At 67.2% G+C, this 11791-nt stretch carries 11 protein-coding genes; 8 read left to right on the top strand and 3 right to left on the bottom strand.

Features of this window, described 5'->3' with window-relative positions; translation table 11 throughout:
• Positions 1-34: 34 nt before the first annotated feature.
• Positions 35-850: a DoxX family membrane protein gene (locus tag K3U94_RS15590; protein ID WP_220694288.1), complete on the top strand. Its 816-nt coding sequence runs from the start codon at positions 35-37 to the stop codon at positions 848-850.
• Between the two features lie 39 nt (positions 851-889).
• Here K3U94_RS15590 and K3U94_RS15585 read toward each other — a convergent pair whose 3' ends face one another.
• Complete coding sequence (locus K3U94_RS15585; RefSeq protein WP_220696826.1) at positions 890-1228, bottom strand: PH domain-containing protein; 339 nt, start codon at positions 1226-1228, stop codon at positions 890-892.
• 91 nt (positions 1229-1319) lie between these two features.
• Between K3U94_RS15585 and K3U94_RS15580 the strand changes: the two genes are divergently transcribed.
• The 5 genes from K3U94_RS15580 to ilvC all read left to right on the top strand — a co-directional run bounded on the left by K3U94_RS15580 (position 1320) and on the right by ilvC (position 6548).
• Positions 1320-2036 (top strand): TetR/AcrR family transcriptional regulator, encoded by a 717-nt coding sequence (locus K3U94_RS15580; RefSeq protein WP_230987152.1) that lies wholly within the window; start codon positions 1320-1322, stop codon positions 2034-2036.
• Positions 2033-2887, top strand: a complete 855-nt coding sequence (locus K3U94_RS15575; protein WP_047319388.1) for a metal-dependent hydrolase — start codon at positions 2033-2035, stop codon at positions 2885-2887. Before K3U94_RS15580 ends, K3U94_RS15575 begins: the two co-directional genes overlap by 4 nt.
• 212 nt (positions 2888-3099) lie before the next feature.
• Positions 3100-4968, top strand: a complete 1869-nt coding sequence (locus K3U94_RS15570; RefSeq protein ID WP_220694287.1) for an acetolactate synthase large subunit — start codon at positions 3100-3102, stop codon at positions 4966-4968.
• Positions 4968-5480, top strand: coding sequence for an acetolactate synthase small subunit (gene ilvN, locus K3U94_RS15565; protein ID WP_220694286.1), 513 nt, complete (start codon positions 4968-4970; stop codon positions 5478-5480). The genes K3U94_RS15570 and ilvN overlap by 1 nt, the downstream gene beginning before the upstream one ends.
• A 66-nt stretch (positions 5481-5546) precedes the next feature.
• The gene (ilvC, locus tag K3U94_RS15560; RefSeq protein WP_047319386.1) at positions 5547-6548 is read left to right on the top strand and encodes a ketol-acid reductoisomerase; all 1002 of its coding nucleotides are present in this window, start codon (positions 5547-5549) and stop codon (positions 6546-6548) included.
• A 118-nt stretch (positions 6549-6666) separates the two neighbouring features.
• Here the strand turns inward: ilvC and K3U94_RS15555 are convergent, their stop codons facing one another.
• Both K3U94_RS15555 and K3U94_RS15550 read right to left on the bottom strand, forming a co-directional pair.
• Positions 6667-7302 (bottom strand): hypothetical protein, encoded by a 636-nt coding sequence (locus K3U94_RS15555; protein ID WP_220694285.1) that lies wholly within the window; start codon positions 7300-7302, stop codon positions 6667-6669.
• Between the two features lie 184 nt (positions 7303-7486).
• Positions 7487-8920, bottom strand: coding sequence for a phytoene desaturase family protein (locus K3U94_RS15550; protein WP_220694284.1), 1434 nt, complete (start codon positions 8918-8920; stop codon positions 7487-7489).
• Between the two features lie 265 nt (positions 8921-9185).
• Here K3U94_RS15550 and serA point away from each other — a divergent pair, with 265 nt between their 5' ends.
• Together serA and K3U94_RS15540 are read left to right on the top strand one after the other, a co-directional pair.
• Positions 9186-10772, top strand: a complete 1587-nt coding sequence (gene serA, locus K3U94_RS15545) for a phosphoglycerate dehydrogenase (RefSeq protein ID WP_220694283.1) — start codon at positions 9186-9188, stop codon at positions 10770-10772.
• Positions 10769-11785 carry a 3-isopropylmalate dehydrogenase gene (locus K3U94_RS15540; protein ID WP_047319382.1) on the top strand — a complete coding sequence of 339 codons (1017 nt, stop codon included), beginning with the start codon at positions 10769-10771 and terminating at the stop codon, positions 11783-11785. Before serA ends, K3U94_RS15540 begins: the two co-directional genes overlap by 4 nt.
• Positions 11786-11791 lie beyond the last annotated feature (6 nt).

Genomic DNA, 11791 nt, shown 5'->3' with positions numbered 1-11791 from the left:
CCAATCCCGCCGAGGTTGCCCTTACTCTGACAGGGTGACCAGTAATGGTGAGGGCTCACACTGGCGCCGGCCGGGTGAGACCGCCGACGCAGGCAAAGGACGTCCCAAGTCGGCACGTCTGGTAGATCCGGAGGACGACATGCCATCACCGACTTACACCGGTGATTTCGAGACCGCGGCCATTCCGGCTTACGACCCCACCGGTACTCGTGCGGTCGGGGCCGGCTACCACCCGCTGCCCTACGCCGAGCCCGCGGCCAACCCCGGCCGCGTCGGCGTCGCCATCGGCGGCGACACCGACGCCGACGAGCCGTTCCGGGCGCTGGACCGGCGCGGCACCCAGGATCTCGGTTTGCTGATTCTGCGGCTGGGCCTCGGGGTGCTGTTGGTGGCCCACGGGCTGCGTCAGCTGTTCGGTTGGTGGGGCGGTCAGGGGCTGAGCGGCTTCAAGAATTCCATCGCCGCGGCCGGCTATCAGCACGCCGACATCCTGACTTACGCGGCTGGGGCCGGCCAGATCGCTGCGGGCCTGCTGCTGGTGCTCGGACTGTTCACACCACTGGCCGCGGCCGGCGCGCTGGCGTATTTCATCAACGGCGTGCTCACCGGTGTCTCGTCGGACAACCAGGGCCGTTTTGACCTTTTCCTGCCCGACGGCCACGAATACCACGTCATTCTGATCGTGGTGGCGGTGGCGATCGTGCTGGTCGGCCCGGGTCGGTACGGCCTCGACGGCGACCGCGGCTGGGCCCGGCGGCCCTTCATCGGGTCCATCGCCGCACTGGTGCTCGGTATTGCCGGGGGCATCGCGATGTGGGTGTTCCTCAACGGGGCGAACCCGCTGGGCTAGGGCGGGGAGTGGCGGGTCGCCGCCTCCCTGACCACTGATTCAGCGATACGGGTTCGGCACCCGCCCCCCGCTGGCCTCGGTCAGCAGCGGCAGCGTGGCGAAACTTACCGCGGGCAACCGCAGCGTCTCGCCGTCGCGCAGGTGTGCCCGCGCCCACGATCCCCGGGTAAATCCCAAGCCGGCGATGGCGTCCCAGCCCACCGAGCGGCTGCGGAGCAGGGTCCGCACGGTGACCTGCTGGGCGTCGGCCACGGTTCGCCACCGGGCGATCAGGGCCGACAGCAGTAGCGGCAGCGCCAACAGCGGCGCGGTGAATGGCCAGGTCAGCACGGGGATCAGTAGGCCGAGGGTCAGGAAGCCAACCGCGAAGTGGGCCATCGGCGAGATGCGGATCACCAAGGGTGCGGGATCGGGTGATGGAGAGGCCACCCCCGCATGATGTCACCGCCGGCGTCGCTGGAGCCGGTGGGTGGCAGGCCGCACCGCCGTAAAAATAAATATTGACTACTTATTTTATGTGATGCACGATAGACGCGTGCCGCCGACAAAGCCTCGCCGAACCCAGGCGGAACGCACTGCCGAGACTCGGCATGCACTGCTCGACGCGACGCTTGATGCGCTGGTAGAGGTTGGTTTCAAGGGAACTACCACGACGGAGGTAGCCCGCCGGGCCGGCGTGTCGGTGGGGGCGCTGCAGGGACATTTCCCGACCAAGAACGGCCTTCTGACCGCCGCCATCGAGTTCGCCTTGAACCGCCGCATCGAAGAGTTCGAGGTGTTGATGGCGGGGCTGGATTCGTCCGCGGACAAACTCGACGAGGCGATCGATCTGCTGTGGTCGATGTATTCGGGACCGACTTTCACCGCGTCGCAGGAACTATGGGTGGCGGCCCGCACCGACCCGGACCTGGCACCCGCGGTCATCGAGACCGATCGCCAATTCTCGGAGGCCTGCGACCGGATATACACCGAACTGCTGGCCTCGGGGGATAGCGCCGATGCCGACACCTCGAAGTCGCGGATCGGACCGCAGATGACCTTCGCGCTGATGAACGGCCTGGCGATGTCCCGGTCGATCGCCGGCTACGAGCCGCTGCCCGCCGACGACATCCTCGACGCCTTCAAGATGCTGGTTCGGCCACTGGCGACCGGCTTTGCAGACCCACAACCCGAGAGAGAGTCATGACCGTCAACGAGAACCGCCACCCGGCGGTACAGCCGCGCCGCATCCGGTTCAACTACCCGGTGGCGGCCCTGGACCGCCACTTCGTTCAGGGTGACCTGGTGATGAGCCACATGATCGCGCACCTGTCGGCGGTGTTCCCGGAGGGCGAGGACTTCTTCATCCGTTCGGTGCGTCGCTACGCCGACCAGATCACCGACCCCGACCTCAAAGACCAGGTCAAGGGATTCATCGGCCAGGAGGTCACCCACGGGCGCGAGCACCGCGCACTCAATGAGCGCCTGCATGAGATGGGTTACCCGACCCGCAGGATCGACCGGCTGGTGGCCCGCCGCCAGAAGGTCATCGAGCGACGGTTCTCGCCGCTGACCTGCCTTTCGATCACCGCTGCACTCGAACATTTCACCGCCGTATTCGCCGAGACCCTGCTCTCTGACGAGCGGGCCCAGGCCCTGCTCGGCACGACCGAGGTGCGGTCCATGCTGTTGTGGCACGCGATCGAGGAATCCGAGCACCGCTCGGTGGCATTCGACGTCTATCGCGCGGTCGGGGGCGATGAGACCCGGCGCATCAAGACGATGCGGATCATCCGTTTCAGTTTCCCCCTCGCCGTCGTGGCGAACACCATCATCTCGCTGCTCGGCGACCGGGCCGCTTACCACCCGGTGCGACTCATCCGCAGCTTTGCCGCACTGCGGCATTCGCCGTTCTTGACTCGTGCCGTCTTCCGCCGGCTGGGGGAGTACATGCAGCCGGGCTTCCACCCCGACGACCACGACAACACCGCGCTGCTCGAGCGCTGGGAGGCAGAGCTCTTCGGTGAGCAGGGAACGCTGGTCGACCACCTGCACTGAGCGTCCCCACCGCTCATTTGACGCACGCTCGGTCCAGCGGCTACCGTCGTCTGCTATGGACAACGGCATGCTCGTAGTAGCCCACTGCGCGTTGGTTGTTGCCTGAACTTCCAACCACCGACGCGCAACCCTCGTGCAGCAGCTGAGCTGGCGGGGGTTTTTTGTTGCCAGCAGTCTCCAAAGACACAGTCGTCGAAGACAAAGAGGAAACCGTGAGCGCACCCACCACGCGACCGCCGGAACGGTCGGCACCGGCGCAAGCCGCCAACGGGGCTTCGGCCTCGGACGCAGCTTCAGACAAGGCCAAATCACCCGCCAAGCGAGTCCCGCCTGAGCAGATGACCGGTGCCCAGTCGGTGATCCGGTCGCTGGAAGAACTCGACGTTGACGTGATCTTCGGCATCCCCGGCGGCGCGGTTCTGCCGGTCTACGACCCGCTGTTCGACTCGAAGAAGCTGCGGCACGTGCTGGTCCGTCACGAGCAGGGCGCCGGGCACGCCGCCAGCGGCTACGCGCACGCCACCGGACGGGTCGGGGTGTGCATGGCCACCTCCGGTCCCGGTGCCACCAACCTGGTCACCCCGTTGGCCGACGCGCAGATGGACTCCATCCCGGTGGTCGCGATCACCGGCCAGGTCGGCCGTCAGCTGATCGGCACGGACGCCTTTCAGGAGGCCGACATCTCCGGCATCACCATGCCGATCACCAAGCACAACTTCCTGGTTCGCAACGGTGACGACATCCCGCGCGCGCTTGCCGAGGCATTCCACATCGCGGCCTCCGGGCGCCCCGGTGCAGTGCTGGTCGACATCCCCAAGGACGTGCTGCAGGGCCAGTGCACCTTCGCCTGGCCGCCCCGGCTGGACCTGCCCGGCTACAAGCCCACCACCAAGCCGCACAGCCGGCAGGTCCGCGAGGCCGCCAAGCTGATCGCGGCGTCGCACCGGCCGGTGCTCTATGTCGGCGGTGGGGTGATCCGTGGGGAGGCCTGCGAGGAACTCGCCGAGCTGGCCGAGCTGACCGGCATCCCGGTGGTCACCACCTTGATGGCCCGCGGCGCCTTCCCGGACAGCCACCGCCAGCACCTGGGCATGCCCGGCATGCACGGCACAGTCGCGGCGGTGGCCGGGTTGCAGCGCTCGGATCTGCTGATCACTCTGGGCGCCCGATTCGACGACCGGGTCACCGGCCAACTGGATTCGTTCGCCCCGGACGCCAAGGTGATTCACGCCGACATCGACCCGGCCGAGATCGGCAAGAACCGGCACGCCGACGTCCCGATCGTCGGTGACGTCAAGGCCGTCATCACCGAACTGCTCGAGGTGCTTCGCCACGAGAAGCTGTCGCTGGACCTGACCGACTGGTGGAGCTACCTCGACGGGGTGCGCTCGACCTACCCGCTGAGCTATGGGCCGCAGAGCGACGGCAGCCTGTCGCCGGAGTTCGTCATCGAGACGTTGGGCCGCATCGCCGGACCCGACGCGCTCTATGTTGCCGGCGTTGGCCAGCACCAGATGTGGGCCGCGCAGTTCGTGAAGTACGAGAAGCCGCGCACCTGGCTGAACTCCGGAGGCCTGGGCACCATGGGCTTCTCGATCCCGGCGGCCATGGGCGCCAAGATGGGCCGCCCGGACGCCGAGGTGTGGGCGATCGACGGCGACGGCTGCTTCCAGATGACCAACCAGGAGCTGGCCACCTGCGCGATCGAGGGAATCCCGATCAAGGTTGCGCTGATCAACAACGGAAACCTCGGCATGGTGCGGCAGTGGCAGACGCTGTTCTACGGGGAGCGCTACAGCCAGACCGACCTGGCCACCCACTCGCACCGCATCCCCGACTTCGTGATGCTGGCCGAGGCCCTGGGCTGTGTCGGATTGCGTTGCGAGCGTGAGGAAGACGTCGAAGACGTGATCAAGGCGGCTCGGGCGGTCACCGACCGGCCGGTGGTGATCGACTTCATCGTCGGTGCGGACGCTCAGGTGTGGCCGATGGTGGCCGCCGGCACCAGCAACGACGAGATCCAGGCGGCACGCGGCATCCGGCCGCTGTTCGACGACGAGAACAACGAGGGGCACGCGTGATGGCGACAGGTTGGAAGACCCACACGCTCTCGGTGCTGGTCGAAGACAAGCCCGGTGTGCTGGCGCGGGTGGCGGCGCTGTTCTCCCGCCGCGGCTTCAACATCGAGTCGCTCGCCGTCGGCGCCACCGAGACCAAGAACATGTCGCGGATGACGATCGTGGTCTCGGTGGAGGACACCCCGCTGGAGCAGATCACCAAGCAGCTCAACAAGCTGATCAACGTCATCAAGATCGTCGAGCAGGAGGAGGACAATTCCGTCTCCCGCGAGATCGCGCTGATCAAAGTCCGTGCCGATGCCAGTACCCGCGGACAGATCGTGGAGGCGGTGAACCTGTTCCGCGCCAGGGTGATCGATGTCTCTCCGGAGTCGTTGATCGTTGAGGCCACCGGCACGCCGGCCAAGTTCGACGCGCTACTGCGGGTGCTGGAGCCCTATGGCATCCGCGAGATCGTCCAATCGGGTCTCGTATCGTTGTCTCGCGGTCCGCGCGGCATCGGCACGACCAAATAGTCCCCCCAGAAAAAGCCAGTAGAGATAGTAAGGAAGTTGAATCCAGTGGCATCAGAAAAGCTAGAGATGTTCTACGACGACGACGCCGACCTGTCGATCATCCAGGGCCGCAAGGTCGGCGTGATCGGCTACGGCAGCCAGGGCCACGCGCACTCGCTGAGCCTGCGCGACTCGGGTGTGCAGGTGAAGGTGGGCCTCAAGGAGGGGTCGAAGTCGCGCGCCAAGGTTGCCGAGCAGGGCCTCGAGGTCGACACCCCCGCCGAGGTCGCCAAGTGGGCCGACGTCATCATGTTGCTCGCTCCCGACACCGCCCAGGCTGAGATCTTCACGAACGACATCGAGCCGAACCTGGTGGCGGGCAACGCGTTGTTCTTCGGCCACGGCCTGAACATCCACTTCGGTCTGATCAAGCCGGCCGCCGACATCACGGTCGGGATGGTCGCGCCCAAGGGGCCGGGCCACCTGGTGCGCCGGCAGTTCGTCGACGGTAAGGGCGTGCCCTCACTGATCGCGGTCGCGCAGGACCCCAACGGCGAGGGCGAGGCGCTGGCACTGTCCTACGCCAAGGGCATCGGCGGCACCCGGGCCGGTGTCATCAAGACCACCTTCAAGGAAGAGACCGAGACCGACCTGTTCGGTGAGCAGGCCGTGTTGTGCGGTGGCACCGAAGAGCTGGTGAAGGCCGGCTTCGAGGTCATGGTCGAGGCGGGCTACGCGCCGGAGATGGCCTACTTCGAGGTGCTGCACGAGCTCAAGCTGATCGTCGACCTGATGTATGAGGGCGGCATTGCGCGGATGAACTACTCGGTGAGTGACACCGCGGAGTTCGGTGGCTACCTGTCCGGCCCGCGGGTGATCGACGCCGACACCAAGCAGCGGATGCGCGACATCCTGTCCGACATTCAGGACGGCACCTTCGTCAAGCGGCTGGTGGCCAACGTCGAGGGCGGCAACAAGGAACTCGAAGGTCTGCGCAAGGAGAACGCCGAGCACCCCATCGAGGTCACTGGCAAGAAGCTGCGCGACCTGATGAGCTGGGTGGACCGGCCCATCACCGAAACCGCCTAAGCGGCGGTGCTGATTTCTCCGCGATAGCCGTTGGCCCACAACGGCTATCGCGGTGAAGAAGACCCCTAATAACGAGTGGCCCCTTCCGAGGAAGGGGCCACTCGCCGTTTGTTGGTACTTACAGGCCGCCGAGCAGGCCGCCGAGCAAGCCGTCGACCCAGCCGGACAGGTCCAGTCCCGAGAACAAGTTCGACAGGTCCAAGTCGTCGAACAGGGCCGACAGGTCGAAGTTGTCGAACAGGTTCGACAGGTCGAAGTTGCCGAACAGGTTCGACAGATCGAAGTTGGTCAGCAGGTCAGTGAGCCCACTGAAGATCCCCGACAGGTCGAAGTTGGCGAAGACGTCGCCGAGGCCGCCGAAGATGGCTGACAAGTCGAAGTTGTCAAAGAAGCCACTGAGGATGCCGGAGAGGTCGAAGTTAGCCAGGAAGCCGGTGAGTCCGCTGAAGATCCCCGACAGGTCGATGTTGCTGAACAGATCGTTGAAGATGCCGGACAGGTCGATGTTGGCGAACAGGTCGCTGAAGATCGCGGAAAAGTCGATGTTGTTCAGCCAGTCGCCGAGGCCGCTGAAGATACCGGAGAAGTCGATGTTGCTGAGCGCGCCATCGAGCACACCGCTGCCGTCAGCGGTGAGTTCGATGGCCGGCATGTGCAGGTTCGCCGGGGCGACGACTACGGGAGTTGCGGCGATGGCGCTGGCGCCGATGAGCGCGGCGCCCGCCAAGGCAAACGGACGAAGGATGGTAGGCACGGTTTCTCCTTAACTGAAGTGTGACTTGTGCCACTATCGGGCGTCCCTGTAACGCCCGACACAAGTTAGCTGAGGCTACACCAAACCTGGCAGTCTGTCTCTAATTAACTGGCAAATATCTGTGTGATCTGTAGGTGCCCGCAAAGTTGTCGCGTTCGCGGGCGTCCTACATGGCTAGGCCCGGTCAGGGCGCCAGGCTCGGCAGCCGGTCAATTCCGAACTCGCGTCGCAGCAGGGTGCGCGCGGCATAGTAGCCGGACATTCCGTGCACCCCGGCGCCGGGCGGTGTGGCTGCCGAGCACAGGTATACCCCGGGAATCGCTGTGGCCCAAGGATTTACCCGGGGAGTTGGACCGGCGAGAGCCCGCCATGCGCTGTTGCCTCCGGCGGCGATATCGCCGCCGACGTAGTTGGCGTTGTGGTTTGCCAGCTGGGCTGCCGGCACGGACCGGACCGCGACCACGATGTCGCGGAAGCCGGGGGCGAAACGCTCGATGCCTGCCGTGACGGTCTCGGCCTGGTCGACGGTCGAGCCGGCCGGGACGTGGGCATAAGCCCACATCGGACGCCGTCCGGCGGCGTCGACGCGGGACGGGTCGACCAGATGCGGTAGCGCCGCCAAGATCATCGGCTGCGGTGCGTGCCGGCCGGCGGCGATCTCGGCTTCGGCGTGGACCATCTGTTTGCGGTCACCTCCCAGATGCAGCGTGGGCGCCTGCACCAGCCGCGGATCGCTCCACGGCACCTCATCGGAGAGCACGAAGTCGACCTTGGCGGCCGCAGAGCCGAACCGGTAACGGCGCAGTGCCTTCGCATACCGTGCCGGTAGCGCGTCCCCGTAGACCGACAGCAGTTCGGTGGGGGCGGTGTCGAACAGCACCACGCCGCCGGGCGGCTTTCTCACCGGGGTTTCGGCGGCCAGCTGGCCGCCGTGCGCGCTCAGGTCGGCGATGAGTGCATCGGTGATCGCCTGGCTGCCGCCGACGGGGATGGGCCAGCCGACGGTATGGCCAAGCGTCGCCAGCATCATGCCCGCGCCGGCGGAGGTCACCGACGGCAGCCGCGAGATCGTGTGCGCGGCCACCCCGGTGTAGAGGGCGCGGGCATCGTCGCCGGACAGCGTCGCGTTCCAGGCTGGGCCGGCCTGCTCGGCCATCCGCAACCCCAGGCGCGCGACCGTTGCGATCCCGGACGGCACGGACCGCTTGTCGCCCAGCAGAAACTTCACGACGGCCTGGCTGTCGGCGACCAGTGGGCCCAGCAACCGTCGCCAGGACGAACCATGTTCCAACTCTGCGCAGGTGCGGTCCAGGTCCCGGTAGGCGATCGCCGCGGGACGGTGATCCAGAGGGTTGGCATAGGAGATCTCGGGCGCCGTCAGCCGCACGCCGCGGGCGGCCAGATCGAACTCGGTGAAGAACGGCGACGCCAGCCCGAGCGGATGCACCGCCGAGCAGATGTCATGGGCGACGTCACTGAACTGCGGATCGGCGGCGGTGCGTGCGCCGCCGCCGAACGTGGGCTGGGCCTCCAAGACCTGAACCGACAGGCCTGCGCGGGCACAGATGACGGCGGCGGCCAGGCCGTTGGGTCCACTACCGACGACGGTGACGTCCATCCGTCGATAGTAGGGAGCCGCCCGCGCTACGCGACCAGATCCGGACGCACCCCCCAGCACCGGCCGCCGGACGCCGCCGTTGTCGAACTCGGGGCACCACGGCCCGCTGCGCCCGGCTCCGCCGGGCTTGCGACCGGCACTGTGCTGGTGGTGGCCGGCCCGCTGCGCCCGGCTCCGCCGGGCTTGCGACCGGCACTGTGCTGGTGGTGGCCGGCCCGCTGCGCCCGGCTCCGCCGGGCTTGCGACCGGCCACTAGGCTGGCCGGGTGACTCTGCCCGTGGTTTTGATCGCTGACAAACTCGCCCAATCCACCGTCGCCGCCCTTGGCGACCAGGTCGAGGTTCGCTGGGTGGACGGCCCGGACCGGGAGAAGCTGCTGGCCGCGGTACCGGAAGCGGACGCGCTGCTGGTGCGCTCGGCCACCACCGTCGACGCCGAGGTCCTTGCGGCCGGCGCCAAGCTCAAGATCGTGGCCCGCGCCGGGGTCGGCTTGGACAACGTCGACGTCGACGCCGCGACCGCCCGCGGAGTGCTGGTGGTCAACGCCCCGACCTCGAACATCCACAGCGCCGCCGAGCACGCGATCGCGCTGATGCTCGCCGCTGCCCGGGAAATCCCGGCGGCCGACACCTCGCTGCACAACAAGGAGTGGAAGCGCTCGTCGTTCTCCGGCACCGAGATCTACGACCACACCGTCGGCGTGGTCGGCCTGGGCCGCATCGGACAGCTGGTCGCCCAGCGGCTGGCCGCGTTCGGCGCCCACATCGTCGCCTACGACCCGTATGTGTCGGCGGCCCGCGCCGCCCAGCTCGGCATCGAGTTGCTCAGCCTCGACGAGCTGCTCGGCCGCGCCGACTTCATCTCGGTACACCTGCCCAAGACCCCCGAAACCGCGGGTCTGATCGGCAAGGAAGCCCTGGCCAAGACCAAGCGCGGGGTGATCATCGTCAACGCGGCCCGGGGTGGGCTGATCGACGAGGCGGCACTGGCGGAGGCGATCACCAGCGGCCACGTCCGGGCCGCCGGCCTGGATGTGTTCGCTACCGAACCGTGCACCGACTCGCCGTTGTTCGACCTGCCGCAGGTAGTGGTGACCCCCCACCTGGGCGCATCGACGGCCGAGGCCCAGGACCGGGCCGGCACCGACGTCGCCAAGAGTGTGAAGCTGGCGCTGGCCGGCGAATTCGTTCCCGACGCGGTCAACGTCGGCGGCGGCGCGGTCAGTGAGGAAGTCGCGCCCTGGCTGGACCTGGTGCGCAAGCTTGGGCTGCTGGCGGGTGCGCTCTCCGACGGGCTGCCGGTGTCGCTGTCGGTGCAGGTGCGTGGCGAACTGGCCTCCGAAGACGTTGGGGTGCTGCGGTTGTCGGCGTTACGCGGACTGTTCTCGGCGGTCATCGAAGACCCGGTGACGTTCGTCAACGCACCTGCCCTGGCCGCCGAACGGGGCGTCGACGCCGAGATCGGCACCGCCACCGAAAGCCCCAACCACCGCAGCGTCGTCGAGCTCAAGGCGGTCACCGCTGACGGTTCCACCGTCACTGTTGCCGGCACACTGTCCGGCACCCAGCAGGTGGAGAAGATCGTCGAGATCAACGGCCGGCACTTCGACCTGCGGGCCCAGGGCGTCAACCTGATCATCAACTACTCCGACCAGCCCGGCGCGCTCGGCAAGATCGGCACTCTGCTGGGGTCGGCGGGCATCAACATCCACGCTGCGCAGCTGTCCGAAGACGCCGAAGGCCCTGCCGCGACGGTCCTGCTGCGGGTCGACCGCCAGGTGCCCGCCGACGTGCAGTCGGCGATCACTGCTGCCGTCGGCGCCAACAAGATTGAAGAGGTAGACCTGACATGAGCCTCAAACTTGCCGTCATCCCCGGCGACGGGATCGGCCCGGAGGTCATCGCCGAAGCCATCAAGGTGCTCGACGCCGTACTGCCGGGCACCGAGAAGACCGAATATGACCTGGGCGCCAAGCGCTATCACGCCACCGGCGAGGTGCTGCCGGATTCCGTGCTGGAGGAGATCCGCGGCCACGACGTGATCCTGCTCGGCGCGATCGGTGACCCGTCGGTTCCGTCCGGCGTCCTCGAGCGCGGCCTGCTGCTCAAGGCACGTTTCGCGCTGGATCACCACGTCAATCTGCGGCCCGCGCGGCTGTATCCGGGGGTCAGCAGCCCGCTGGCCGGCAACCCGGAGATCGACCTGGTAGTGGTGCGTGAAGGCACGGAGGGGCCTTACGCCGGCACCGGTGGCTTCCTGCGGCGCGGTACCCCGCACGAGATCGCTTCGGAGGTCAGCGTCAATACCGCATTTGGGGTGCGCCGCGTGGTGCATGATGCGTTCGGCCGGGCGCAGCGCCGGCGCAAGCACCTGACCTTGTTGCACAAGACCAATGTGCTCAACTTCGCCGGGGATCTGTGGTGGCGCACGGTGCAGGAGATCGCGCCCGAGTACCCCGATGTCGAGATCGCCTACTGTCACACCGACGCCGCGACCATCTATCTGGTCACGGACCCCGGTCGCTTCGATGTGATCGTCACCGACAACCTTTTCGGCGATATTGTCACCGACCTGGCTGCCGCGGTGTGTGGCGGTATCGGATTGGCGGCCAGCGGCAACATCGACGCCACCCGCACGAACCCGTCGATGTTCGAGCCGGTCCATGGCAGCGCTCCCGATATCGCCGGCCGCGGCATCGCCGACCCGACCGCGGCGATCATGTCGGTGGCGTTGCTGCTGGCCCACGTCGGCGAGGATGCCGCAGCCGAGAAGGTCGACTCGGCCGTCGAGCAGCACTTGGCCACCCGCGGCGGGCAGAAGCTGTCCACCGTCGCCACCGGAGACCGGATTCTGGGACTGCTCTAGGCGGCT

Source organism: Mycolicibacter heraklionensis (assembly GCF_019645815.1).
In the GTDB taxonomy this organism is placed as follows: domain Bacteria; phylum Actinomycetota; class Actinomycetes; order Mycobacteriales; family Mycobacteriaceae; genus Mycobacterium; species Mycobacterium heraklionense.
This window is presented reverse-complemented; position numbering and strand designations above follow the sequence as displayed.

Excerpts from the sequence above, each read along its gene's own strand:
- K3U94_RS15540 (WP_047319382.1), top strand. The coding sequence starts at position 10,769 with ATGAGCCTCAAACTTGCCGTCATCCCCGGCGACGGGATCGGCCCGGAG.
- ilvC (WP_047319386.1), top strand. The coding sequence starts at position 5,547 with ATGTTCTACGACGACGACGCCGACCTGTCGATCATCCAGGGCCGCAAG.
- K3U94_RS15575 (WP_047319388.1), top strand. The coding sequence starts at position 2,033 with ATGACCGTCAACGAGAACCGCCACCCGGCGGTACAGCCGCGCCGCATC.
- K3U94_RS15585 (WP_220696826.1), bottom strand. The coding sequence starts at position 1,228 with ATGGCCCACTTCGCGGTTGGCTTCCTGACCCTCGGCCTACTGATCCCC.
- ilvN (WP_220694286.1), top strand. The coding sequence starts at position 4,968 with ATGGCGACAGGTTGGAAGACCCACACGCTCTCGGTGCTGGTCGAAGAC.
- K3U94_RS15550 (WP_220694284.1), bottom strand. The coding sequence starts at position 8,920 with ATGGACGTCACCGTCGTCGGTAGTGGACCCAACGGCCTGGCCGCCGCC.